Source organism: Phytohalomonas tamaricis, assembly GCF_003012345.1.
GTDB classification, from domain to species: Bacteria; Pseudomonadota; Gammaproteobacteria; order Pseudomonadales; family Halomonadaceae; genus Phytohalomonas; species Phytohalomonas tamaricis.
This window is the reverse complement of record NZ_PVRV01000015.1, coordinates 1-24,018: the sequence shown is the minus strand read 5'-3', so window position 1 is coordinate 24,018 and position 24,018 is coordinate 1. Positions and strand designations below refer to the sequence as shown.

Below are 24,018 nucleotides of genomic sequence, written 5' to 3'. Positions count from 1 at the left end.
TGCGGTTTCATCTTGCCTCCGTCCGAGGGGCGCTGCAGCGGAGCGATGCCACGACAAAAGTGGCATCGTCACCGCGAGGCTCGGACGGAATCTTCTCGACTCAACGGCGCCCATTCGTGATGAATGGAGTAGGACTATGTGCGCTATGGCGTATGACAGTGCCAAAGAAGGCGATTTCAAGGTTGCCGATATGTCGCTGGCCGATTGGGGCCGCCGCGAGATTCGTATTGCCGAGACTGAAATGCCGGCCTTGATGAAGATCCGCGAGAAATACCGTGCCGAGCAGCCGCTCAAAGATGCCCGCATTGCCGGCTGTATTCATATGACCATCCAGACAGCGGTGCTAATCGAGACGTTGGTCGAGTTGGGCGCCACCGTACGTTGGTCATCATGCAATATCTTCTCGACCCAGGATCAGGCTGCTGCGGCCATCGCTGCCGCCGGGATTCCGGTATTCGCCTGGAAGGGTGAGACCGAGGAGGAATTCTGGTGGTGCATCGAACAGACCGTCGAAGGCCCTAACGGCTGGAAACCGAACATGGTACTTGACGATGGCGGTGATCTGACCGGCCTTTTGCATGACAAGTACCCTGAGCTGCTGGATGCCATCCATGGCATTTCCGAGGAGACCACCACTGGCGTGCATCGCCTGCAGGAAATGCTGCGTGGTTCGAGTCTCAAGGTGCCGGCGATCAACGTCAATGATGCGGTTACCAAGTCGAAGAACGACAACAAGTACGGTTGTCGTCACAGCTTGAATGACGCGATCAAGCGTGCCCTCGATCATCTGCTCGCCGGAAAGCAGGCGCTGGTGATCGGCTACGGCGACGTCGGCAAAGGTTCTGCGGCCTCGCTGCGTCAGGAAGGCATGATCGTCAAGGTGGCCGAAGTTGACCCGATCTGTGCGATGCAGGCGTGCATGGACGGGTATGAAGTCGTCTCGCCTTATGTCGATGGCACCAACGATGAAAGCGGTGATAGCGTCGACAAGGCTCTGCTTGGCAAGATCGACTTGGTCGTCACGACGACTGGCAACATCAACGTCTGTGATGCCGCCATGCTCAAGGCGCTCAAGAAAGCAGCGGTGGTATGTAACATCGGCCATTTCGATAACGAAATCGATACTGCGTACATGCGCAAGAACTGGGCATGGGAAGAGGTCAAACCGCAGGTTCATAAGGTCTATCGTGACGGCAAGCCGGGCAGCTTCGATCCCACCAGCGACGACTATCTGCTGCTGCTCTCCGAAGGACGTTTGGTCAACCTCGGCAATGCTACGGGGCATCCGTCACGGATCATGGACGGCTCGTTCGCCAACCAGGTGCTGGCGCAGATTCATCTCTATCAGGGTAAATTCGCCGATCTGCCGACAGGCGAGAAGACCGCCAACGTCACGGTCAAGGTGTTACCCAAGCAGCTCGACGAGGAAGTAGCGCGCTACATGGTCGAAGGTTTTGGTGGCACGCTAACCAAGATGACCAAGAAGCAGGCCGATTATATTGGCGTGCCGCAGGAAGGTCCGTTCAAGCCGGACGAATATCGCTACTAAGCATCGGCTTGAAGCATACTGTGACGCCGCCCCTCGGGGCGGCGTTTTTTTTAGCGCTTCAGCGCCTTCCTGAGCTGGGCCAGTGTCCGGGTATTGAGCACATCATTCTTCTCTAGCCAGCCGCGCCTCGCTTGGGAGACGCCGAGACCGATATTATCGAGCTGTGCGACCGAGTGGGCGTCGGTGTCGATCGATAGCAGTACACCGACCTCCTTGGCCATGCGTACATGAATATCGCGCAGGTCGAGGCGTTTAGGCTGCGCGTTGATCTCAAGATGAACGCCGCGCGTCCTGGCACCTTGGAGGACGGCCTCGATATCGAGCTGATAGCCCTCGCGGCCGTTGATGATCCGGCCGGTCGGGTGAGCAATAAGATTGACGTAGGGATTATCCATGGCGCGAAGCACGCGCTCGGTCTGACGCGCACGCGACAACTCGAACTTGGAATGCACCGAGCAGATGCAGATATCGAGTTCCCGTAGTACCTCGTCGGGAAAGTCGAGTGAGCCGTCCTCAAGGATATCGACCTCACTGGACTTGAGCAGGGTGATGCCGGTGAGTTCGGCATTGAGCGCGTCGATCTCCTCCATCTGTTGGCGCAGCCGCTTGATATCGAGGCCGTTGGCGACTGTCAGCCGCTGCGAGTGGTCAGTGATCGCGATGTACTCATAGCCGAGTCGTTGCGCGGCTTCGGCCATTTCGCGCAGGCTGGCCTTGCCATCGGAGGCGGTGGTATGCATGTGCAGGTCGCCACGAATGTCGTCGCGCGTGACGAGTCGCGGCAATTTGCCCTGCTGCGCTGCCTCGATCTCACCGCGATTCTCGCGCAGTTCGGGGGCGATCCACGGTAGGCCGACCTGGGCGAATACCTCCTCCTCGCTGCGTGCGGTGATCTGCTCGTCACCCTTGAATACGCCGTATTCATTGATCTTCAAGCCCTTGGCAGCAGCCATCTTGCGTACCGAAACGTTATGCGCTTGAGAGCCGGTGAAGTAGTGGAGCGCCGCGCCGTAGCTTTCGTCAGCCACGGCGCGCAGATCGACCTGCAAGCCAGAGTGGAGATGCACCGTGGCCCTGGTATGGCCTTGGGAAACGACATCTGCCACGCCGTCATAGGCGACGAAGTGGTCCATGACAGCCTGATCGTTGTTACAAGTGACAAGGATATCGAGATCGCCGACGGTTTCGCGGCCACGGCGATAGCTGCCGGCAACGGTGATCCGATTGACGCCGTCGAACTGTTGCATGTAGGCCACCAGCACATCGGCAGCCTGCCCGGCTTCATCGAGACGAGTACGCTGCTCACGCTCATCGATGCGTTCAGCCTCAGCCAGGATCTTTTCCTCAGTCTTCTTGCCGAAGCTTGAAAGTGCGCTGACCTTCCCTTCTCGTGCCGCCTTGCGCAGTGCCTCGATGCTGTCGATGCCGAGCTGATCGTGCAGTGTCTTGACTCGCTTGGGGCCGAGCTGGCTGATGCGCAGCAGTTCGAGCAATCCTCTGGGCGTGCGCTGTTCGGCCTCGCTAAGCGCCGGCAATGTGCCGGTATTGGCCAACGTGGCGATCTTTTCGGCAAGGTCCTTGCCAATACCCGGTAAGGCGGCGAGATCCTCCTCCTTGGCGAGCATGTCAGTAATGGAACGTGCTAGGCCCTCAACGCTCTGGGCGGCGCTGCGGTAGGCGCGTACGCGAAAGGCGTTGGCACCTTCGATCTCGAGCAAGTCGGCGAGCCTGTTGAGAAGGCGGGCGATATCGGCGTTCTGCATCGGCGCGGTTTCCTGAATAGAAAAATATCTTTCAGCATAGCTTGGCTGTCCCAGAGGTCAGGTCCGTTGTAGCGATAGGGCTAACAGGGCTCGGTACTTGGCGATAGGCATGTAGTTGAGAGTGAGATGGGCATGTAGCAATCATGCAAGGGTAAGTGTCCGTTGTCTTCCTACACCCGCGACAGAGCGACAGAGATAACAACAATTTCTAATGTGTAGTCATACGCATTGCTGAGGAGGTTAGTAAATTATGACTACAACTAATGTATTGGATGTTGTTGACTTTGATTTTATCCACAGTCTGGAGCAATCAGGAGATGCCACCGGCGCGACGGTGCCCCATCCTGACGGTAGCAAGAGTGGCGTCACTGTTGCGCACGGTGTCGATTTAGGACAGATGGATGCTAACTTTTTGGATTCTCTTGCGCTGAGCGAAGGCCTTAAAAAGAAGCTGCTACCTTATGTCGGCCTGCGCGGCCGCGATGCCTTGGCCTTCTTGAGCGCTCGGCCGCTTCGCCTCTCGCATGAGGACGTCAAGCTATTGGATCATGTTGTCTACGGTAAGCTTATTGATGAAGTGGCCAATAACTATAACAAGGAGGCGCCAGCCTACTGGAATGATATTCTGCCGGAAGCGGCGACGGTGCTTGCTAGTCTGGCTATTCAATATGGCCCGCAATTGTCCCGGCGTATGCCGAAGTTCTGGCGTATGGCTATTGAGGAGGATTATTCCGCGATGATCGCTGAGCTTCGCGATTTCTGTGACGCGTATCATACCCGACGCTGCAAGGAAGCCACTTATTTGGAAGTGGGTTTGTACCGTTAGGTTAAATATCAAAAGCAGCGCCGGGAGACGGCGCTGCTTTGAACGTTGCCGATCCACAAAAATAGACCCGACATATCATGTGACGGCTGGTCAATACACGCCCGCCTTCGGTTTTAGATACCGTAAAAGAGCTATCCTCTTATGAGATGTAACAGACCAAGAATAATCCTCATTTCACGATAGTGTTCCGGTGGTGAAAATCGCCATGTGTTTCTATGATCATAAGTTTTCTGCACTTTAAGCTCATCATTGGCATGAATTGCCTATCCGTCTTGCCTCGCTCGATACGCCTGTCTTGGCTATCATGTCTATTCATGCGTTTCACTGGATGGGGGCGCCCAAGGAGAGGGGAGTTATATGGCGCTGACTGATGATGATGTCCGCACACTGTTCATTTCCGATATTCATCTCGGCACACGCGATGCTCAAGCGACATTGCTGATGCAGTTGCTGCATCGGTTCCAGCCCGAACGTCTTTATCTGGTGGGAGATGTTTTCGACCTGATTGCGATGCGTCGGCGTGCCGTGCTTACGTCTGCCCAGCAATCATTGGTGTCTTACTTCCTGCAGATGGCCGAGTCAGGTTGTGAAGTGATCTACATTCCTGGCAACCATGATGCGGCCTTTCGGCGGCTTTGTGGTTTGCAGATGCATAATGTTCGCATCGAACAGGAGATGGTCCATACGCTTAAGGATGGGCGGCGCCTGCTAGTGAGTCACGGTGATGAATTCGATGACCAAATGCACGTTGCCGTTTCCCCTTGGCTACATGCCTTTGGCAGTCAGGCTTTCAAAGTGATGCGCTGGATCAATCGTCAAGGTGTTCAGCTGCGTGACGCTTTAGGATTGTCTTACTGGTCACTAGCGAGTGCCATCAAGCAGCGTTCAGGTATTGCGCAGCGCTACGTCGCACGTTTTGAAGGCTTCGGACTTGAACGGGCACGCCAGGAGAATTATGACGGTTATGTTTGCGGGCATATTCATCAGGCAGGCTTTCGTGTCGCAGACGGCATACTGTATTGCAATGACGGTGACTGGGTTGAGCACTGTACGGCACTGGTGGAGACGCAAGACGGTAAATTGCACCTGATTGATTGGCGCGGTGAGATTCTTATGACTGCACCCTCGATTGAGGCTGGCTCCAGTGCAACGCATGTCTCCGCGCGCGGTGATATGGTGGATGTATGAACGTGCCGCTAGCCGCCTATAGCGAAAGGCATTACGCTTATTCCTCACTTTTTCATTTTTGACGGCTCTGTTATTGAGTTCGATCCCTGACGTTGCGCTTCTGCTTCGGGAGATGAAAATTTTTCCAGTTAATAAATCGTTAATCCTTTGCTTTGCTGGGGTTATTTCAAGCAGAATTTACTAGCTTTATTAGACAGCTCTGTTCGCCTTTAAGCTTATTGCTTACAGGACGATATTACGGCGTAGTGGCAATAATGTTTGGCATATAAGAAACGGCATTGGGCAAGCCTCCCTGCTTGTTACGATTACCGTTCCGCTCTTGGGGACGAGAGCGCTGAGGAGATAATCAATGACGTTGCAAGTAACTCGAAGACAGTTCTTCAAGTTGGGCGCGGCGGGAATGGCCACGTCAAGCATGGCGATGATGGGCTTTGCGCCTGACGCTGCGCAGGCGTCGATTCGCCATTTCAAGCTGACGGGCGCCAAAATCACCCGCAATATCTGCACGTACTGTTCCGTTGGTTGCGGCATGCTGCTGTATAGCCGCGGCGATGGCAGTATTAACTCTACCGATGACATCTATCACGTTGAAGGCGACCCGGATCATCCGGTAAGCCGCGGTTCGTTGTGCCCTAAAGGTGCTGGCGTACTCGATTTCATCAAGAGCGAGTCTCGTCTGTCGCATCCTGAAGTGCGCGAGCCCGGCAGTAGCGAGTGGAAGCGCATCAGCTGGGATGATGCGCTTGATCGTATTGCGCGTCATATGAAAGACGACCGTGACGCTAACTTCGAAACGCACGATGAAAACGGTAATCTCGTCAATCGTTGGCTATCGACCGGTTTCCTTGCGGCTTCGGCAACGACCAACGAAACGGCCTATCTGACGCACAAGATCGTACGTAATCTAGGCATATTGTCTTTCGATAACCAGGCGCGCGTTTGACACGGACCGACGGTGGCAGGTCTTGCCCCAACATACGGTCGCGGTGCGATGACGAATCACTGGGTCGACATCAGCAATGCCAACCTGGTTCTTTCCATGGGAGGCAACTCTGCCGAGGCGCACCCAGTTGGCTTTCGCTGGGTAATGGAGGCGAAAGAGAAGAATAATGCAAAATTAATCTCTATTGATCCGCGCTACACCCGTACGGGAGCGGTCGCCGATTATGAAGTAAATATTCGTACGGGCACGGATATCGTGTTCTTGGGTGGGTTGATCAACTTCCTGCTTGAGACCGATCAGATCCAGCATGAGTATGTGCGGGCCTATACGGATGTCTCTTTGATCGTCAAGGAAGAGTTTGGTTTCCATGACGGTTTGTTCACCGGGTATAACCCCGACGAGAACACTTATGACAAGTCGAGCTGGAGTTATGAGTTCGACGACCAAGGCTACGTCAAGCGCGATGATACCCTGCAGCATCCACGCTGTGTTTATCAGCTGATGCGTCAGCACTACAGCCGTTACACCATCGATATGGTGGAAAACGTCTGTGGCATACCGAGCCAGAATGTTCAGGAAGTCTGGAACATGATTGCCGAGACGGCAGTTCCAGATAAGACCATGACCATTCTTTATGCGCTGGGCTGGACGCAGCATTCTATCGGTGCGCAGATCATCCGTACCGGTGCGATGGTTCAGCTTTTGCTGGGTAATACGGGGTTACCGGGCGGTGGGGTCAACGCACTGCGTGGTCACTCCAACATCCAGGGACTGACCGACCTCGGGCTGTTGTCCAATCTTCTGCCTGGCTATATGCGCCTACCTTCGGCCGAAGAGCAGGACTACCAAGGGTATATTAAAAAGCGTGCCAAGCAGCCGCTGCTGCCCGGTGAGGTGTCGTACTGGAAGTTCTACGAGCGCTTCCATGTCAGCTTGATGAAAGCTTGGTACGGGGATGCGGCTCAGGCCGACAACAACTGGTGTTATGACTGGCTACCCAAGCTTACCGAACCGCTTTATGACGTCATTTATACGTTTGAGCGCATGCATAAGGGGAAGCTCACAGGTTATTTCTGCCAGGGCTTTAATCCGCTGGCGTCGTTCCCTGACAAGAATAAGACGTCAGAAGCTTTAGCCAAGCTGAAATACTTGGTGGTGATGGATCCGCTGGCTGTTGAAACTGCCGAGTTCTGGAAGAACTACGGTGAACTCAACGATGTTGATTCATCGCAGATCCAGACCGAAGTTTTCCGTCTGCCCACGACCTGCTTTGCTGAGGATGATGGTTCAATCGTCAACAGTGCGCGCTGGTTGCAGTGGCACTGGAAAGCGGCGCCGCCGCCGGGTGAAGCGCGTCCTGATGTCTCGATCATGGCTGGGTTGCTGCATCGTCTGCAGCGCATGTATCGCGAGGAAGGAGGTGCATTCCCCGATCCAATTCTCAACCTGACGTGGCAGTACAGCAATCCGGAAGATCCAGGTGCAGAAGAGCTGGCCATGGAATACAACGGCCGGGCGCTGACGGATATCTACGATAGCAATCGTAATATTCGCCGTCGCAAGGGTGAACTGCTCGATGACTTCGGCATGCTGCAGGCTGACGGCAGTACCTCATGCGGGTGCTGGATCTATGCGGGCGCGTGGACCGAAGACGGTAACCAGATGGCACGTCGTGACAATGCCGATCCATTTGGCATTGGTATGACGCTGGGCTGGGCCTGGGCATGGCCGATGAATCGTCGCATTCTCTACAACCGTGCAGCCGCTCGTCCTGACGGGACACCGTGGGGCCCTGAAAAGCGCCTTGTATGGTGGAATGGCCATCGTTGGGTCGGGGCTGATATTCCTGACTTCCCGGATGCTTCGCCGCCGTCAGCAGGTGTTGGACCGTTCATCATGAACCAGGAAGGGGTAGGTCACTTCTTCGGTGGCAGCATGATGATGGAAGGCCCGTTCCCTGAGCACTATGAGCCGTTCGAGTCACCGATCGTAGGTAACCCGCTGCATCCCAATAATCCACAAGCCGTCAATAATCCGGCTGCGCGTGTGTTTCCAGATGATCGGGCACGATTTGGTACAGCCAAAGAGTTCCCTTATGCAGCAACAACCTACCGCTTGACGGAGCACTTCCACTTCTGGACGACCCATGCAAAATTGAATTCAATTATGCAGCCTCAAAAGTTTGTCGAGATCGGTGAGAGCTTGGCGAACGAACTGGGTATCAAGGAAGGGAATAAGGTACGTGTGTCCTCCAAGCGTGGTTATATCGAGGCAGTGGCCGTTGTGACCAAACGCATCAAGCCATTGCAGATCACTGGCCAGACAGTGCATCAGGTCGGTATTCCGATTCACTGGGGATTCAAAGGAGTCGCGAAACATGGATTCTTAACCAACACGCTGACACCGGCAGTGGGTGATGCCAATACCCAGACGCCAGAGTTCAAGTCGTTCTTGGTTAACGTCGAGAAGATATAAGGAGAGGCATGATGAGAGGTGATCAGATTAACCTGCAGAACATCATTGCCCGCTCCGCTTCCATGGCACCGTCCCCGCAGGAGCGGAGCGGTGGCGTGGAAAAGGTTGCGAAGCTTATCGATGTTTCCAAGTGTATTGGATGCAAGGCGTGTCAGGTGGCCTGTTCTGAATGGAATGATCTGCGTGACGATGTAGGTGAGTGCTATGGGGTTTACACCAACCCCATGGACCTTAGTCCTAACACGTTCCAGCTGATGCGTTTCAACGAGTATGAAGATGAACAGGGCAACCTGGAATGGTTGATCCGCAAGGACAACTGTATGCATTGCGCGGAGCCGGGCTGCCTTAAGGCGTGCCCGGCACCAGGGGCAATCGTGCAGTATGCCAACGGTATCGTTGACTTCAATGAAGAGCACTGCATTGGCTGTGGCTACTGCGTGGCGGGTTGCCCTTTCAACATACCGCGCATTTCCAAGAAGGATGCCAAGGCTTACAAGTGCACGCTGTGTTCCGACCGCGTATATCACGGCCTGGAGCCTGCCTGTGCCAAGACCTGTCCGACGGGTGCAATCATGTTCGGCACCAAGGAAGACATGCTTGAGCAAGGGGCGATGCGTACGGACTATCTGAAGGATCGCGGCTACAAGAATGCCGGTATTTACGATCCTGCAGGGGTGGGTGGTACGCATGTCATTTATGTGTTGCAGCACGCCGATAAGCCGGAGATCTACAATAACCTGCCGTCAGACCCGCGAATCAGCCCGCTGACCGAAGCGTGGAAAGGTGTGACCAAGCCGCTGATGTCAGCTGTTATAGGGCTTTCAGCACTGGCCGGCTTTTTCCACTACGCCATCAAAGGACCCAAGGAAGAGCCGGAGGACGATCCCGATCCGGAGAAGGCCGATGCTGACAGGGCATTGGACGAAAAATCACCTACCCAAGCTTTGCAAGACGCTGACGAGGAGGGTCGTGAATGAGTCACTCCAATCGTGAAAGAGGCATTCTGCGCTATGACTGGTGGTCGCGGGTCAATCACTGGTTGATTGCGTTCAGCTTCGTAATGCTGGTGCTGAGTGGTTTGGCGATTTTTCATCCTTACTTTTGGTCATTCACAGGACTGTTTGGCGGGCCGATTCCCACAAGGATCATTCACCCCTTCATTGGGGTGTTCATGGCGTTTTTCTTTCTGATCATGGCGGTGCGCTTTTTCAAGGTCAGTCTGATCAAGCGCTATGACATTCAGTGGGTGAAACAGATTGGCGATGTACTCAGCAATCGTGATGAGCGTCTGCCGCCGGTAGGCAAAAACAATGCCGGTCAGAAGATGGTGTACTGGCTGATGGTAACCAGTGTGCCTTTGCTGCTCATCTCGGGGATTGTGATTTGGCAGCCCTATTTCGCGCCAGCAATGCCGCGGCTGTGGCTGCGTGTCGCTGCGGTGGTTCATGCCTATGCAGCGTTCGCAGCCATTATCACGTTGATCATCCACATTTACTCTGCAATCTGGGTCAAGGGATCGATTCGGGCTATGGTGCAAGGCCGTGTCAGCAAGGCCTGGGCTAAGCATCACCATAATCTCTGGTATGAAGAGGAAATGGAAAAGCAGCGTAGGGTGGAGGATGCTGCCAAGCGTGAAGAAACAGCTGGGCAACAGCGGCAGCAAACGCCGTAACAGGAGATGATGTGAAGCACTCTGACAGCAAAGATAATGTGGAGCACTCATACGGTAGTGCGCCGGTGGGTATCATGGACCCGCCGGCAGTAGTCCTGCCTGAAAATAGTGTCTTCAGCAAACGTGCCAAGCGGTTGCGCGAGCTGTCCGGGCGTGTGGCGTCATTGAGAGACTTTTTGGGGTTCATGGCGCGTGTGGCATTGGCGCAGCATCAGGTGTTGGCGAGTCGTACTCCTGAGTGGTTGCCTGATTCAAGCGCTTTTGAGCTGGCGCTTGAACACAATATGGCGCCGTTGGGCATTCATGCCCTACGGCGTGATATTGATTGGCAGACAGAGCTAACGGCTATTCTCGATGCGCTTGAGCTGCATGTCGGTCAGGCGCAACGCCCCTTGCTGATCCGTTTGCGTGAGTTGAACAGTGCGTCTCTTGATGCGCTAGCTGACGATGTGTTGGAAGGACGCCCTGGCCCTGAGAAGCTGCGTGGCTTGATGCCACTGGTAGCCTCGGCACTGCAAGTCACATGGGTGCGTATGACCCAGGCGCTGCCCAGGCCACCGAAGCGTCCACCGCATGAGGCTAGATCATTGTGTCCATGCTGTGGCTCGGCGCCTGTGGCGAGCGTGATCCATATCGATGGCAAGCGTAGCGGAGTACGCTATTTGCACTGTGGGATATGCGCAACGGAGTGGTATTTGGAGCGCGCCAAATGCAGTGTTTGCGATCGTAGTGATGACCTCAACTATCTTGGGTTGGAGGATGAGGCTGGCAAAGCCGTATTGCCGATGCAGGCGGAGACCTGTGGCGACTGCCAGAGCTACCTGAAAATAGTATCTCGTGAATGGAATGCAGGCGCTGATCCATTAGCGGATGATCTAGCGAGTTTGGCGCTTGATCTAATGCTTGGTGAAGAAGGCAAATTTCAACGTAGTGGGTTCAACCCGATGCTGATCGCAGGAGAGTGATAATGCACAGCTGAGGATTTAATCGGCAAAGTAAAATTGATACTTATATTTTACGAGCAGCGACCGAGTCGTCTGCTCGTTTTTTATTTTGGCGATAACGCCATGAGTTAAGCAGTTTCATTGTTCATTGGCAGCGTATACGCTGCGCTTATTCCCGCAAATTATCATGAGCTTCGTGCTCCCATGTAAAAGTATTCAAACATCGAGGTGACATGAGCGATAACACTAGCCTGGATGTGCGTCGTCAACTGCCGTCTGTCGACGTGCTGTTGGCACACCCATTACTGCGTGATGCTCAAGCGTGTCATGGCCGGACAATAGTGCGTCGTGCCGTACGCGAGACGCTGGACGCTGAGCGTAATCGGTTGCAGCGGTCTGGAGTTGAACAGGATCGGCAGATTGGTGAAGAGTTGCCTGTTTTAGCGCTCGATCGCCTTAATGGGTTAGTGCAGCCTAACGCCCGCGCTGTATTTAATCTGACCGGTACGGTCATTCATACTAATCTGGGGCGCTCGCCACTCTCCGAGGCCGCCATCGAGGCGCTCATCCGCGCGGGGCGCCATCCGGTAGCGCTTGAGTACTCGCTCGATACGGGTAGGCGAGGTGATCGTGATGACTTGGTTGAGCAGCTTTTATGTGAACTGACTGGTGCCGAAGCAGCCACTGTCGTCAATAATAACGCTGCGGCGGTTGTGTTAGCGCTTGGAGCACTTGGCGGCGGACGTGAAGCGGTCATTTCGCGTGGCGAGTTGATTGAGATTGGCGGTGCATTTCGTATGCCCGACATCATGGCGGCAGCAGGTTGCCGGTTGCATGAAGTAGGCACGACCAACCGCACCCATGAACGCGATTTCGAAGCGGCCATGGGTGAGAACACTGGTCTGATCGTCAAGGCGCATACATCGAACTATGCCATTACCGGCTTTACCAAGGAAGTCAGCGAGTCAGGGTTGGCGCGTATCGCTCACGCCCACGGTGTGCCTTTGGTCATTGATTTAGGCAGTGGTGCTTTGATTGATCTTGCTGCGCTTGGCTTGCCTCACGAATCGCTGCCACGCGACGCTATTGCCAGCGGTGCAGACGTGGTGACGTTCAGCGGGGACAAACTCCTGGGCGGGCCGCAGGCCGGTATTATCGTGGGCAAGCGAGAAATGATCGCCGCGATAAAAAAGCATCCTCTCAAGCGCGCGTTGCGGTGCGATAAGCTGATACTGGCCGCATTGGAAGCCACGCTAAGGGTGTATCGCGACAGTGACTGCCCCGAGTGCGATATCCCTACCTTGGCATTGTTGAACCGCGCCGAGGAAGATATTGCTGCTACCGCTGAGCGGATACTTGCAAAGACGCAGGGGCTGGTTGCCGATGTCGATGTTACTGTTGAGGATTGCATGAGCCAGCTCGGTAGCGGAGCGCTCCCTGTCGATCGTCTGCCAAGTCATGCACTAGTATGGCGGCCATGCGATACGCGTCGTCAGGTACGCGAGCGCAGATTACGTTGGCTGGAGACCGCGTTCCGTCAACTGCCGCGGCCAGTGATTGGACGAGTGAATGATGGAGCATTGCGTCTTGATCTGCGTTGCCTGGCTGGAGAACAGGAAGAGGCGGCATTCATTGCTCAGCTTGATAGGTTTAAGCAGCGTTTTGACATGCTGGCTGATGATGAGGGAGGCAGCGCATGATTGTAGGAACAGCAGGGCATGTTGATCATGGCAAGACTGCGCTCATTCAGCGACTGACGGGCATCGATACCGACCGCCTCAAGGAAGAAAAGGCACGCGGTCTTACCATCGAGCCGGGATTTGCTTATCCCGAAATGGCCGAGGATGTTGAGTTTGGTTTTGTCGACGTGCCGGGCCATGAGCGATTCATTCATAACATGCTCGCTGGGGCTGCTGGCATCGATTACGTTTTGCTGGTGGTGGCCGCTGATGACGGGGTCATGCCGCAAACCGTTGAGCACTTACAGATACTTAAGCTACTTGGGCTATCCGAAGGGGTCGTAGCGTTGACCAAAAGTGATCTGGTTGATGCTGCACGACTCGAGGAGGCCAAGCGTGAGATCGTTACACTGCTTGCAGATACGCCGCTGGCTGGCGCGCCGGTTTTTCCCGTGTCGAGCCGTAGTGGCGAAGGGATCGAGACGCTGCGTGACCGATTGTGGACACAGGCCCAAGTGCAGCAGGTCGCGCCTACAAACGGGCATTTTCGTCTTGCCGTCGATCGTGCGTTTACCAAGATCGGTGCCGGGCTGGTGGTCACCGGTACAGTCGTCAGCGGTAGAGTAAATGTCGGAGATTTTGTACGGTTGTTTCCCTCGGGGCTTAAGGCCCGCGTGCGTAGTCTTCGGCGTCAGAATCGTGACAATGATTTTGCGACTCAGGGCGACCGATTAGCACTTAATCTGGTGGGCTCGGGGGTGGATCGTGAAGTCATCGGTCGGGGAGGATGGGTCATTGCCGAAGCGCTGGAAAGCCCAGCGCTTAAGCGCCTCGATATCGCAATCGAGCTGCTCGATAGTGTACCGGCGACACTGGAACACTGGACGCCAGTGCATATCCATCTTGGCGCAACGCATGTCACTGGGCGCGTCTCCCTGCTCGAAGGGCAACGCTTGGCGCCAGGGGAGCGTATGCTGGGCCAGCTTACGCTTGATACGCCTGTCCATGCCTGTCTGGGTGATCGTGTGGTAATCCGTGATCACGGCGCTCATGTCACGTTGGGTGGTGGTCTTGTGCTTGATGGGGCGCCGCCTCGCCGTGGCCAACGTGCTCCCAAGCGACTCGCCTGGCTGGCTGCGCTGCGTGACAGCGTCATGGCGGGAGCACCGTATGATCTACGTCATCCTCTTAAAGCTGCCTTGGCGCTGCGTAGTGAGGGGCTGGATCTAGTGGCGTTTGCTCATAATGTTAATCGCGACCAGAAAGAACTGATTGAACTGGTCTCTTCCATGGGCGGGCGAGTGATTTCAGCTCAAGGAGAGGTGCGCGCATTTTCGCGTTTGGCGCTTGAAGATATCGAGACAAATGTGCTGGCTATTGTTACGGCTAACCATGAGCGTGAACCGGCAATGCTCGGTACAGAGCGTGAACGCCTTCGACGCCAGGTGATGCCAAATCTGTCTGGCCCGCTGTTCCGTCTGTTGCTGAATGACTTGTTTGAAACTGGGCAGGTTGAACAGCATGGTCCCTTCGTGGCGCTTCCTGGACATCGAGTTACGCTCAACGATGAAGATGCTGCCATCTGGGACCAGGTGCGTCCTCTCTTAGAGGCTAATCCGTTCGAGCCGCCACGCGTTCGGGATATTGCGACAAGTGAAAAGCTGGATGAGCAGCGTATCAGGACAGCACTAATTGCTTGTGCCCGGCTGGGTGAGATCTATCATGTACGCCGTGATCATTTCTTTATGTCTTCTTCAGTGCGTGACATGGCGGTCATCGTGCAGGAGCTGGTCGACATGAATGGCACGGCGCGTGCGGCAGAGTTTCGCAACCGTATTGGCACTGGACGTAAACTGGCGATCCATATTCTTGAATTCTTTGATAGAATTGGTTTTACGCGACGCATGCACGATGACCATCTTATTCGCCGTGCGGATATGTGGCACTAATGTACGTGAGGAAGAGCATCGATCCCCGGTGGGACGGTCAGACTTCAAATCTGGCAGGGGCCGCCAGCGGTCCCTGATGGGTTCGACTCCCATGCTCTTCCGCCATTGTCTTGCAACGGCCTGGGGAAACTCCTTTATAAGGAAAGTTCCACGGGCCGTTTTTGTTAGTCTCTGATGAAGGAAGGTTTGCGTGACTAACCGTTGACCGTATAGGTAACTTCAGCTGCCCATGAGTGTCATCGGATGACGCAGCCTGTGGCGAGCGGGTAAGTTGTATGCTTCACTGCTAAAAGCAGTAACTTATTTTTATCTAAGCAAACTTTGGGAAGGACAAGGATGTTTTATTTTTCTGATTTGCTAGCTTCAATGTCTGGTTACCTTTGGACCATTTTGGCTGTATCGGTTGTTCTGATTGTCCTTGGGGTAATGAAACGGCGCCAGTCGCTGGGATTAACCTCGCTGTTGTCGGGGATTATTCTCTTTGCGATCACGCTGATAGCGGCTATTTCGTTGCATGCTAGCAGCTAGGAGCTCTTTTTCAGGTTTGGCTTGAATGGCGCTACATTAATGAAATATCCCAGGCATCAAGCAATCATGGCCATTTAAGGTATGTCAGTTTGTCCAGATATGCTTTACTGCCCGCCGGGATGAATGTGGAGCCGTTTATGAAACAGTTACCTGGCGCGATGCTTGGCATCATCATTGCTTTGCTCACATGGTTGGCCACAACCAGTTTAGGCATTAGCGTTGCGGTGGGCGTCGCCGCTGGAATTATCTGGGACGTGTGGCGCAAGCGCTGAAATTTATACAGAGATGAAAAATTAAACGCTTACTTAATAGCCAAGTGAGATAACCGTGACGTAAGCGATTATCTCGATGAAGGGGCGAGGTGCAGTTTTTGTCAGATTTATATCTGTGGGTGCTTATATTTCTTCCCGCTGTTGTGTTGGTATCTTGCGCCTGCTTGGTTTTGGGTTTTATCAAGCGAGGTAAGGTGTGGGGAAAAGCATTAATCTCCGTAGGGGTACTTATGCTGATCCTGGCAGGAATGTCGACTTACTCGCTCAAAGGCTCGGGTATATTGCCGTAACGTCACCTGGCGTCGAAGCATTATTTGCCATGCCATTCTTTGGTGATGAGTTAAATGCCATCGATGGCTATTTCGACTCGCCCAATCATGCCGTTGCGATAGATATCGTTAGTGTTGACCTCGTCGATCACTTCAACGTCTAAATCGATAGGCGTAATGCCGTACTTCTGCTGTATTTCTTCGAAAGCTTCATTTAATCGTTGGGAAATAATGGATTCCATATCCAGCTTCGCCTCACGATACGCACTGACTATTTGATCGGCCATGACTGTCCTCAGTAAGTAATCTTCGTAAATATCTACATTGTGAGCGTTCATTAGGCAGTGTAGTCGTTATTCTAGCCTGGATGGATGCGTCGGCTTTCCACCGTCAGGATGCAGCAGCAAGCATGATAGTCATGAGTGAAATCGAATATGTAACGTAGAAACTTTCATTGGAAGGTAGATCATGAACGATGCAGAATGCCTTTCTACATGAATTTATTTCAAGCCTTCGACTGTATGCACTGGAGATGATGACCCATGGGCACGCTGCAACCTTGTGATATCAGCTTTGAGTTCTTTCCCCCACGTACCGATGCGGGGCGCGACAAGCTGATGCAAGTGCGTGACCGTCTTGCCGGTTATGATCCCAAATTCTTCTCAGTGACGTTTGGTGCGGGAGGTTCAACCCGTAATCACACGTACGATACTGTCTGCGATATGCGGCAATCAGGTATCAATACGGCACCTCATCTTTCCTGCGTATCCAGCGATAAGGGCGAGCTGCGTGAATTGTTACTGCGCTATCGCGAGCTGGGCATTGATCGTCTTGTTGCGCTACGCGGTGATATGCCGTCCGGAACAATGGCGGCAGGAGAGCTACGCTACGCTTCTGAGTTGATCGAGTTCATTCGCGAGGAAACAGGTGACCATTTCAACCTGGCGGTAGCCGCCTATCCGGAATGTCATCCCCAGGCGGCTAGTTTGGAACGTGACTTGGAATTTTTTGCGGCCAAGGTCCGAGCTGGCGCTGATATAGCCATCACGCAATATTTCTTCGATGCTGACGCTTACTTCTATTTCGTCGAGCGTGTACAGCGGCTTGGCATCGCGGTGCCTGTCATACCCGGGATCATGCCGATCACCAATTACACCAAGCTGGCACGTTTCTCTGAAACATGCGGTGCCAGTATTCCCCGCTGGGTAAGCAAGCAGCTCGAAGCCTACGGGGACGATAACGACAGTATCCGGGCGTTTGGAGAAGAGGTCGTAACGCGATTGTGCCAACGTCTTGTCGAGGGCGGCGTGCCTGGACTGCATTTTTATACGCTCAATCAGGCCGAGGCGAGCTTAAACGTGCTCAACAACCTGTCGCTGCGCTAATGAGATAGGAGATTCATCATTATTGGCGTGGCTCTGTACGCAAGCGTCGTCTAGCCTTGGGATATCTGCGTGCATTTTGAGGCGTAGAGAAACTGCCGCAACAATGCTCAAGGGGGACGTATGAAGCGCTTATTGCTTGCAGCGTTGGTCGCTTACACGCCGCTGTCGATGGCTGATGTGACCGTTGATGTTCATAAGGTCAATACGCAAGGCAGCGGTGACTCAATCGGCACCGTTACCTTTAAGGACACCCAGTATGGGCTACTCGTAACACCGGACCTGAAGGGCCTACCGGCCAATTCGGTACATGGTTTCCACGTGCATGAGAATGCAAGCTGCGATCCGGCTGAAGTGGATGGCAAGATGACGCCGGCAGGCGCTGCAGGTGGACATTTTGACCCGGAAAATGCGGCAACTCACCAGGGCCCTTATGTTGAAGAGAGTCATTTAGGTGATCTGCCGGTCTTGATTGTCGATGACCAAGGAAATGCGACCAAACCGGTGTTAGCACCTCGTCTCAAAGAGAGTAACCTCGCCGGACATGCACTGATGATTCACGAAGGGGGAGATAATTACTCTGACAAGCCGAAACTTGGCGGTGGCGGCAGTCGTCTTGCCTGCGGAGTATTCAGCCAGCAGTAATCATTGTCTTTTTTCTTGGCATAAAAAACGCCGCATTCAACGTTGATGCGGCGTTTTTATTTATAGCGAAGGATTACTGTATCAGTGTATCCCTTTTTTTCCAGGCGCCGGTGCGATAATGCGCACGGGTTTGATTTCATCGCTTATAGGTTCGTTGTGTTTGCGATTAACCCGTGTTTCAAGTTCTGTAGACGCGGTGGGTTCTTCGATAGCCAACTGCTCAAAGAAGTCGCAACTCACGCATTCCTTGTAGCGAATGCCATTGTTTTCCCAGGCACGAATCTTGTCCATAGCGCCGCAGCGCGGGCAGACCGCACCGGCAATAAAGCGCTTCGTAATGGGCAATGCCATGGTATCTCCTTGCGCCTATGCGCCACTGCAAAGGGGATAAAACACAACCGATAAGCGAACGCTGTATCAGGCAGCGTTTGCTATCTTAGTTAGCTCTGCGTTACGCCGCTTGGTCGCTAATACCCGAGTGGCGTAATAAGGCATCAATGCTGGGCTCTCGGCCTCGGAAGGCCTGGAACAGCTCTGCAGCATCACGTGAGCCACCCTTTTCAAGAATCTCCTGACGAAAGCGCGTCCCCGTCGCTGTGTCAAATACGCCGTTTTCTTCAAAGGCAGAGTAGGCGTCGGCAGATAGCACTTCAGCCCATTTATAGCTGTAGTAGCCCGCCGCATAGCCGCCGGCGAAAATATGACTGAAACTATGCTGGAAACGGTTGAACTCAACGCGTGGTACTACTGCAACGTTGGCCCGCACATCATCGAGTAACGTCTGAATATCGGCGGCGGAAGGGGCTTCCAACTCATAATGAAGACGGAAGTCGAAGAGAGAGAACTCAAGTTGGCGCGCCATTGTCATCGCCGACTGAAAGTTACGTGCCGCCTGTAGCTTAGCCAACAGTGCATCGGGAATCGTTTCCCCCGTATCGACGTGTGAGGCGATAAGATCGAGCCCTTCACGCTCCCAGCAGAAGTTCTCCATGAACTGGCTGGGCAGTTCGACGGCATCCCAGGCAACCCCGTTGATTCCAGAGATGTCAGCGACAGTCTGGCGCGTCAACATGTGATGCAGACCATGACCGAATTCATGAAATAGCGTCAGCACTTCATCATGGGTCAGTAAGGCAGGCTTGCCACCGACCGGCCGTGTGAAGTTACAGGTCAGATAGGCGACCGGAAGCTGCAGCTTGCCGTCTTGCTGGGTGCGGCGCACACGGCACTCATCCATCCATGCGCCGCCGCGCTTGCCTTCACGGGCATAAAGATCAAGATAAAAACCGGCAATTGGTTCGCCATCTTCGAGAATATCGAAAAAGCGGACATCCGAGTGCCATTTGGGCGCCTGGTTATTTTCACGGAAGGTCACGCCATACAGCTTGCCAGTAACTTTGAACAATCCTTCGATTGCCTTGGGCGCTGGGAAGTAGGGGCGCAATTCCTCCTGCGAAATGGCATAGCGGGCTTCACGAAGTTTTTCGCTGGCATAACCGGTGTCCCACGGCTTCAAGTCATCGAGCCCGAGTTCATCGTGAGCATAGGCTTTTAACGTCGTGAATTCTTCTTTGGCCTGCGGTATGGCACGCTCGGCTAGGTCATTCAAGAAATCGAGTACTTGCGCGGGGGAACTCGCCATTTTGGTTGCGAGTGAGTAATCGGCATACGTGGCAAAACCTAACAGTTCGGCAATCTCACGTCTTAACTTGACGATTTCCGCCATGACATCCGAGTTATCGAATTCACCGGCATTGGGTCCCTGGTCCGAGGCGCGGGTAACAAAGGCCGTATATACCATTTCACGGAGCGCACGGTCTTCTGCATAGGTCATGACCGGGTAAAAGCTGGGGAAATCGAGCGTAATGCGCCAGCCCTCAACGCCTTTGGCTTCGGCATTAGCGCGCAGTGTGTCTCGCGCACTTTCTGGCAAGCCGGCTAGGCGAGTCTCATCGGTGATGTCGTAGTGCCACGCCTGGGTGGCATCAAGCACATGGTTTGAGAAGCTGTTGGAGAGCGTTGATAAACGCGCTTGGATTTCACCGAAGCGGGCTTTGTCCTCGGCAGAAAGATCAACGCCTGCCAATCGAAAATCACGCAGTGTATTATCCACTGACTTGCGCTGTGCTTCGTCGAGTGTAGCGTATTCGGCGCTATCTTTGAGCGCTTGGAAGGCCTTGAACAGACCTTCATGCTGGCCTAGCCAGGTGCCATAGGCCGAAAGTTTCCCCAGGCAGGCTTGATAGGCGTCACGAAGCTCTGGCGAGTTCATCGTCGCATTCAGATGTGAAACCGGTGACCATGCTTGAGAAAGACGATCATTTAGCGCTTCGAGCGATTTGGCTAAGCCGCTCCAGCTGGTGTCGCTGCGTTGAACTAACGCATCAATAGCGTCACGGTTTTCCTGAATCAATTGATCGATGGCGGGTTCGACATGTTCGGGGCGAATGGCCTCGAACGGTGGCAGGCGATGCGTTTCGAGCAGGGGATTATGGCTCATGCGATCCTCGCTAAGGGAAGGCGAAATAAAAACGGATATTGTTATAAGAAATGGGGGTTGTGCTCCTCGCTTTCAATGCGCCGGCTGTGGTTATCTCCGCATCCAGACGTTGGTATTAAGCGGACTTTTTATCTTATAACGATGTGACACCTACTATCCTGGCAAAAATTTCGTGTCATCAGGGTGGTTTGATAGGCAGGGAACGAGTCATGAGCGAAACAACCGAGCGCTGGAGCTCGAAGCGGGCCTTCATTCTGGCTGTGACAGGAGCGGCGGTAGGGCTGGGTAATATCTGGCGGTTTCCCTATATGACCGGGGAAAACGGTGGCTCGGCTTTTCTGATGCTGTATGTGCTTTTTGTCTTACTGCTGGGGCTACCCGTCATGGCGGCTGAAATCATGATCGGGCGCGCTGGCCGACGTACGCCACTGGCTGCACTTGCCTACCTGGCGGGCAAGGCCGGCGCTTCGCCGCACTGGCGCTGGCTGGGACTGTTCGGTGGGATTACAGTTTTCTTTATTCTGTCGTTTTACTCGGTCGTATCGGGATGGTCGATTGAATATCTGGTCGGCACATTTAATGGAGACTTAGCGGACCGCACGCCTGCTGAAATCGGCGCGGCATTCAATGATTTCCTGGCCGATCCTTATCGGATGATTTTTAACCATACGCTTTTTTTATTGATGACCATGTCAGTAGTGGCCACTGGAATTTCCAGTGGGCTCGAAAAACTCAACAATTTATTGATGCCGTTACTTTATGTGCTGCTGATCATTCTTGTGGGGTATGCAGCAACAACCGATGGCTTCGGGATGGCAATGCGCTGGCTATTCACTCCTAACTTGGCGGCCATCAATGCGCATGTGGTACTCAATGCCATGGGGCATGCCTTCTTTACGCTTGCGGTGGGTGCTGGGGCGTTGATGGCTTACGGCGCTTATATGCCTGAGCATCAGAGTCTTCCTCGTGCTGTCATTGCTGTGGCGGCGCTTGATATCGCTGTGGCGCTTCTTTCGGGTATAGCTATTTTTTCGGTAGTGTTTGCTCACGGCATGGATCCGACTGAAGGGCCTGGACTCATGTTCGTCACGCTGCCGGTTGCGTTTTCTGATCTACCGGGCGGCATGATATGGCTTGGCATTTTCTTTTTACTGCTGCTGTTTGCAACATGGACCTCGTCGATCAACCTTGCTGAACCCATGGTGGCGATGCTGTCCGGTACCGGAATCAAGCGCAGCACGGCTGCCTTGCTGGTGGGCATTGGCGTGTGGTCAGCAGGGCTCTTGCCTGCACTGTCATTTTCAACGCTTGCGACGATTCATCCTGTCGGCAATATGAATTTCTTCGATCTCGTCACCACGATACCTACCGATATCTTTCTACCACTGGGCGGCCTGTTGATAGCTATCTTTGCTACATGGATCATGGACCGTGATACGGCGTTCGGCGCATTGGGCGCTAGAGAATCCCATTGCATGCTGTGGTTGAACCTGGTGCGCTTTGTATCGATACCGTTGCTCATTATTGTCCTGTTGAGTGGTCTGTTCGCTTAACCCTGGACTCAGTCAAGGAGCGATAAATAGTGCGCTCGATGATGAGCTTCTAAGTGCTAGGTCTACTCTGATAGTGCTGGTCTGCTTGCCTATCGTCACGACATTACTGGAGGAAACAGCATGGCTCTACGCAGCTTTAAGGGAATAACACCGGTCCTCGGGGAGCGAGTGTACGTTGATCCGGCCAGCGTCGTGCTGGGTGATGTTGAACTCGGCGATGACACCTCTGTATGGCCGACAGCAGTAATTCGCGGCGATATGCATCGCATACGTATCGGGGCGCGAGTAAGCGTTCAGGATGGTGCGGTACTGCACATTACTCATGCCAGCAATTACAACATTCATGGTTATCCGCTTACGATCGGCGATGATGTGACTATCGGCCATCGCGCCATCCTGCATGGGTGCTCAATTGGCTCCAAAGTTCTGGTCGGAATGGGAGCCGTTGTCCTGGATGGTGTGGTGGTAGAAGAGGAAGTGCTGATTGCTGCCGGAGCAGTAGTGCCCCCAGGAAAGCAGCTTGAGCGCGGCTATGTTTATGCCGGTAATCCGGCCAGCCAACTAAGGCCGCTGAAAGAAGAGGAATTCGAGTTCTTCCGCTATTCAGCCAATAATTATGTCAAGCTCAAGGATCAGTTTCTCGAAGAAGGTTATTAATTGCTCTGAAAAATATGCAGTACGGAAAAACGAGCGCAAAAAGGCGCTCGTTTTTATTTAAATGATTGTTGTATATGGAAAACATGGGCCATAATCTGGTTTTTTATCCAGTATCTTGAGCGCATGGCTAATTTTCGTACACACCTTATAGTTGCCGCACTTGGCGGAGCCATTACCGCAGGACTCGGCTGGCATGCTGGTTTCTGGTCTTGGCCAGAAATGGCTTCCATTACCGGATTGACATCCTTGGGCGGTATTCTGCCGGACATTGATGCCGATCAGTCCCGCTCGATAAGACTTATCTTCACCCTTTTTGCAGTGCTTGCCGTGATCGCCAGTGTCATTATTTTGCAACCCCTTCTCTCGCCGTCTTATCTAGTGGCGACTGGTGGAGGGGTTTATGTGGCGGTGCGCTACGTGGCAAGTGCCGTATTCAAGCGCTTCACCATTCATCGTGGCATCTGGCACTCGCTACTTGCAGGGCTGCTGGGCTCATTTGCGATCACCGCGCTGAGCTATCGTGGTTTTGACCAGCCCGCGGTTCAGGCATGGTATCAAGGTGCTGCGCTGCTACTGGGCGTGCTTATTCATCTTCTGCTCGATGAATGCTACAGCATCGATCTGGTCGGTAGCCGTTTGAAGCGCTCGTTCGGTACCGCATTTAAGCTATTCGACTACAAGACTCCGGCAACAGCAGTGATGATGATAGTAGTCATGGCATCTCTTATGCCGTGGTTGCCGCCTTGGCAAGCACTGTTTACTGTGGCTCATCAAGCAAAAACTCTTTGGCCTTGATTCCTCTTGCTTATGTAGTTCAATGACGATGTCGTTATATAGAAGCTTAATCTCACGGTTTTAAAATAAACGGCCATTACAGGCAGTAGAGCGTGTTGCGATAAGGTTGATTCGGCTTGCTAGCCGTTCGCCTAAAGATGAATGGACGAGAGAGATAAAGTTTTTCAGATTAATGCTTGCACTCCATCATCTTGGCGCGTAAAGTACGCATCCGCTGCCGGGGACGAGTCCTTCGGGTCGGTGGCGGAGGAAGCGCAACGCATTGATTCTGTTTGGAAAATTCTTCGGAATGGCTTGACAGAATCGGTAAAGAGAGTAGAATGCAGCGCACCTTAAGCAGCAACGCAACATCGGGCTGCAAGCGGATTTCGATACGGGGTTTAACGTGTCGGGAAAGATTCAAACCAAGGATCGCCGCTTGACAAATCA

At 53.6% G+C, this 24,018-nt stretch carries 20 protein-coding genes, 1 tRNA gene and 1 riboswitch; of the genes, 16 read left to right on the top strand and 5 right to left on the bottom strand.

Going from position 1 to position 24,018, the window contains the following annotated elements:
* The first annotated feature begins 18 nt into the window (after window positions 1-18).
* Window positions 19-119: riboswitch (S-adenosyl-L-homocysteine riboswitch) on the top strand.
* 17 nt (window positions 120-136) lie between these two features.
* Window positions 137-1,549, top strand: coding sequence for an adenosylhomocysteinase (gene ahcY / locus C3Z11_RS00765; RefSeq protein ID WP_106475625.1), 1,413 nt, complete (start codon window positions 137-139; stop codon window positions 1,547-1,549).
* Between the two features lie 50 nt (window positions 1,550-1,599).
* On the opposite strand, the gene polX is transcribed toward ahcY, so the two are convergent.
* Window positions 1,600-3,312, bottom strand: coding sequence for a DNA polymerase/3'-5' exonuclease PolX (gene polX / locus C3Z11_RS00760; RefSeq protein WP_106475624.1), 1,713 nt, complete (start codon window positions 3,310-3,312; stop codon window positions 1,600-1,602).
* A gap of 250 nt (window positions 3,313-3,562) precedes the next feature.
* Here polX and C3Z11_RS00755 point away from each other — a divergent pair, with 250 nt between their 5' ends.
* From C3Z11_RS00755 to C3Z11_RS16960, 10 genes are all read left to right on the top strand, one after another.
* Window positions 3,563-4,138, top strand: a complete 576-nt coding sequence (locus tag C3Z11_RS00755; protein WP_106475623.1) for a pesticin C-terminus-like muramidase — start codon at window positions 3,563-3,565, stop codon at window positions 4,136-4,138.
* Between the two features lie 357 nt (window positions 4,139-4,495).
* Window positions 4,496-5,326: a UDP-2,3-diacylglucosamine diphosphatase gene (locus tag C3Z11_RS00750; RefSeq protein WP_106475622.1), complete on the top strand. Its 831-nt coding sequence runs from the start codon at window positions 4,496-4,498 to the stop codon at window positions 5,324-5,326.
* Window positions 5,327-5,681: 355 nt separating this feature from the next.
* Window positions 5,682-8,744 carry a formate dehydrogenase-N subunit alpha gene (gene fdnG, locus C3Z11_RS00740; protein WP_262927174.1) on the top strand — a complete coding sequence of 1,021 codons (3,063 nt, stop codon included), beginning with the start codon at window positions 5,682-5,684 and terminating at the stop codon, window positions 8,742-8,744.
* 8 nt (window positions 8,745-8,752) lie between these two features.
* Window positions 8,753-9,721 carry a formate dehydrogenase subunit beta gene (gene fdxH / locus C3Z11_RS00735; protein ID WP_317450648.1) on the top strand — a complete coding sequence of 323 codons (969 nt, stop codon included), beginning with the start codon at window positions 8,753-8,755 and terminating at the stop codon, window positions 9,719-9,721.
* A complete protein-coding gene (locus C3Z11_RS00730) occupies window positions 9,718-10,416 on the top strand; it encodes a formate dehydrogenase subunit gamma (protein WP_106475618.1) in 699 nt (232 codons plus the stop codon). The genes fdxH and C3Z11_RS00730 overlap by 4 nt, the downstream gene beginning before the upstream one ends.
* An 11-nt stretch (window positions 10,417-10,427) precedes the next feature.
* Window positions 10,428-11,381 (top strand): formate dehydrogenase accessory protein FdhE, encoded by a 954-nt coding sequence (gene fdhE, locus C3Z11_RS00725; RefSeq protein WP_262927156.1) that lies wholly within the window; start codon window positions 10,428-10,430, stop codon window positions 11,379-11,381.
* A 212-nt stretch (window positions 11,382-11,593) separates the two neighbouring features.
* The gene (gene selA / locus C3Z11_RS00720; RefSeq protein WP_106475617.1) at window positions 11,594-13,060 is read left to right on the top strand and encodes an L-seryl-tRNA(Sec) selenium transferase; all 1,467 of its coding nucleotides are present in this window, start codon (window positions 11,594-11,596) and stop codon (window positions 13,058-13,060) included.
* Complete coding sequence (selB, locus tag C3Z11_RS00715; RefSeq protein WP_106475616.1) at window positions 13,057-14,988, top strand: selenocysteine-specific translation elongation factor; 1,932 nt, start codon at window positions 13,057-13,059, stop codon at window positions 14,986-14,988. Before selA ends, selB begins: the two co-directional genes overlap by 4 nt.
* Before the next feature lie 9 nt (window positions 14,989-14,997).
* Window positions 14,998-15,093 (top strand) — tRNA-Sec (locus C3Z11_RS16715).
* A gap of 560 nt (window positions 15,094-15,653) precedes the next feature.
* Entirely contained in the window at window positions 15,654-15,788 is a 135-nt protein-coding gene (locus C3Z11_RS16960) for a hypothetical protein (RefSeq protein ID WP_262927155.1), read from the top strand.
* 340 nt (window positions 15,789-16,128) lie between these two features.
* On the opposite strand, the gene C3Z11_RS00700 is transcribed toward C3Z11_RS16960, so the two are convergent.
* A complete protein-coding gene (locus C3Z11_RS00700; RefSeq protein WP_106475614.1) occupies window positions 16,129-16,344 on the bottom strand; it encodes a hypothetical protein in 216 nt (71 codons plus the stop codon).
* A gap of 255 nt (window positions 16,345-16,599) precedes the next feature.
* Here C3Z11_RS00700 and metF point away from each other — a divergent pair, with 255 nt between their 5' ends.
* Both metF and sodC read left to right on the top strand, forming a co-directional pair.
* Window positions 16,600-17,442 carry a methylenetetrahydrofolate reductase [NAD(P)H] gene (gene metF, locus C3Z11_RS00695; protein WP_106475613.1) on the top strand — a complete coding sequence of 281 codons (843 nt, stop codon included), beginning with the start codon at window positions 16,600-16,602 and terminating at the stop codon, window positions 17,440-17,442.
* A gap of 120 nt (window positions 17,443-17,562) precedes the next feature.
* Window positions 17,563-18,084 (top strand): superoxide dismutase family protein, encoded by a 522-nt coding sequence (gene sodC / locus C3Z11_RS00690; protein ID WP_106475612.1) that lies wholly within the window; start codon window positions 17,563-17,565, stop codon window positions 18,082-18,084.
* A gap of 81 nt (window positions 18,085-18,165) precedes the next feature.
* On the opposite strand, the gene C3Z11_RS00685 is transcribed toward sodC, so the two are convergent.
* Together C3Z11_RS00685 and prlC are read right to left on the bottom strand one after the other, a co-directional pair.
* A complete protein-coding gene (locus tag C3Z11_RS00685; protein ID WP_106475765.1) occupies window positions 18,166-18,429 on the bottom strand; it encodes a YheV family putative zinc ribbon protein in 264 nt (87 codons plus the stop codon).
* 106 nt (window positions 18,430-18,535) lie between these two features.
* Entirely contained in the window at window positions 18,536-20,584 is a 2,049-nt protein-coding gene (gene prlC, locus C3Z11_RS00680) for an oligopeptidase A (protein ID WP_106475611.1), read from the bottom strand.
* 209 nt (window positions 20,585-20,793) lie between these two features.
* On the opposite strand from prlC, the gene C3Z11_RS00675 reads away from it, so the two are divergent.
* The 3 genes from C3Z11_RS00675 (at window position 20,794) to C3Z11_RS00665 (ending at window position 23,589) form a co-directional block, all read left to right on the top strand.
* Window positions 20,794-22,137, top strand: a complete 1,344-nt coding sequence (locus C3Z11_RS00675) for a sodium-dependent transporter (protein ID WP_106475610.1) — start codon at window positions 20,794-20,796, stop codon at window positions 22,135-22,137.
* Between the two features lie 120 nt (window positions 22,138-22,257).
* Window positions 22,258-22,794 carry a gamma carbonic anhydrase family protein gene (locus tag C3Z11_RS00670; protein WP_106475609.1) on the top strand — a complete coding sequence of 179 codons (537 nt, stop codon included), beginning with the start codon at window positions 22,258-22,260 and terminating at the stop codon, window positions 22,792-22,794.
* 123 nt (window positions 22,795-22,917) lie between these two features.
* The gene (locus C3Z11_RS00665; protein WP_106475608.1) at window positions 22,918-23,589 is read left to right on the top strand and encodes a metal-dependent hydrolase; all 672 of its coding nucleotides are present in this window, start codon (window positions 22,918-22,920) and stop codon (window positions 23,587-23,589) included.
* 169 nt (window positions 23,590-23,758) lie between these two features.
* On the opposite strand, the gene C3Z11_RS16955 is transcribed toward C3Z11_RS00665, so the two are convergent.
* The coding region (locus tag C3Z11_RS16955; RefSeq protein ID WP_262927154.1) for a hypothetical protein at window positions 23,759-24,018 on the bottom strand (260 nt) is incomplete at its 5' end.